Genomic DNA, 1138 nt, shown 5'->3' with positions numbered 1-1138 from the left:
TTTTGCACGGCTAAAGCCAGAACAATTACAACAATGTTTTTTGTCATGGATTCAGTCAATAAGTCAAATAACTAATGGCGAAATAATAGCAATTGATGTTCAATAATGGATAATGGATAATGGATAATTACCTCTCCCTAAAACGGATTGGATTGAATAAAAGGAAAATTAATTCATTGTTTCTCCACAGCGAGTGAGAGGCTTTAAACCTTAATTATTCGGTCAAACTCTGAGAGGTTCTTATGACCAGAAAAAATCAAGGGAAACCCATTCACATGGTCAGTGCTTGGGCCACAGCAAATCCCCTGGTTTTAGGTCAAGTAAAAGTAGATAAAAAATCAAACGAAATTACTGCAATTCCTAAAGTTATCAAGGTTTTATCTATTTCTGGTTGTTTAGTTACTATTGATGGGATGGGATGTCAAAAAGAAATTGTTAAACAAATTACAGAACAAGATGCTAACTATTTCAATAATGGATAATGGATAATGGATAATGGATAATTACCTCTCCCTAAAACGGATTGGATTGAATAAAAGGAAAATTAATTCATTGTTTCTCCACAGCGAGTGAGAGGCTTTAAACCTTAATTATTCGGTAATTACTTTAAAAACAAATCAAGGTTATTTTTATCTGCATAGTCGAAAAATTGCTGAATAAATTATCTAATTCAGGAAGAAAAAAAAAGCCCGCAAAGTGATTATTGTAAGTCTGATTTAACTCATGGTCGTATCGCAGGTCGATACTATTATATGGTGAGTAATATTGCGGATGAAGTTGCTCCATTTGGGGAATGGAAAAATCTCAAATCAATTGGCTTTGTCGATGATTTTCGGTCTGAAAAAGATGGAAAAATCACTTGTGAACGAAGATATTTCATTAGTAGTTTATCAAATCATGCAGAAATTTTAGCTGAAGCGATTCGTGGTCATTGGGGAATTGAAAATCAATTAAATTGGGTATTAGATGTTCAATTTCAAGAGCATGATTCTCTCATTAGAACAGATAATGCTCCCGAAAATTTGACAGTAATTAGACAAATAGCATTGAATTTATTAACAAGGGAAAAAACTGTCAAAACTGGAATAACAAATTAACGAAAAAGAGCCGGATGGAACAATGATTACCTCCTCAAAGT

The 1138-nt window shown here is 33.0% G+C and carries 1 protein-coding gene and 1 pseudogene; both read left to right on the top strand.

Features of this window, described 5'->3' with window-relative positions:
- Window positions 1–220 precede the first annotated feature (220 nt).
- Window positions 221–467 (top strand): annotated as a pseudogene (locus tag F6K22_RS41340) (ISAs1 family transposase); the annotation flags it as partial.
- A 189-nt stretch (window positions 468–656) separates the two neighbouring features.
- Window positions 657–1097 carry an ISAs1 family transposase gene (locus F6K22_RS41335; RefSeq protein ID WP_363275596.1) on the top strand — a complete coding sequence of 147 codons (441 nt, stop codon included), beginning with the start codon at window positions 657–659 and terminating at the stop codon, window positions 1095–1097.
- Window positions 1098–1138: the final 41 nt, after the last annotated feature.

It is taken from the genome of Okeania sp. SIO2F4 (genome assembly GCF_010672385.1).
In the GTDB taxonomy this organism is placed as follows: domain Bacteria; phylum Cyanobacteriota; class Cyanobacteriia; order Cyanobacteriales; family Microcoleaceae; genus Trichodesmium.
The sequence above is the reverse complement of the archived record's forward strand: the minus strand, read 5'-3'. Positions and strand labels throughout refer to the sequence as shown.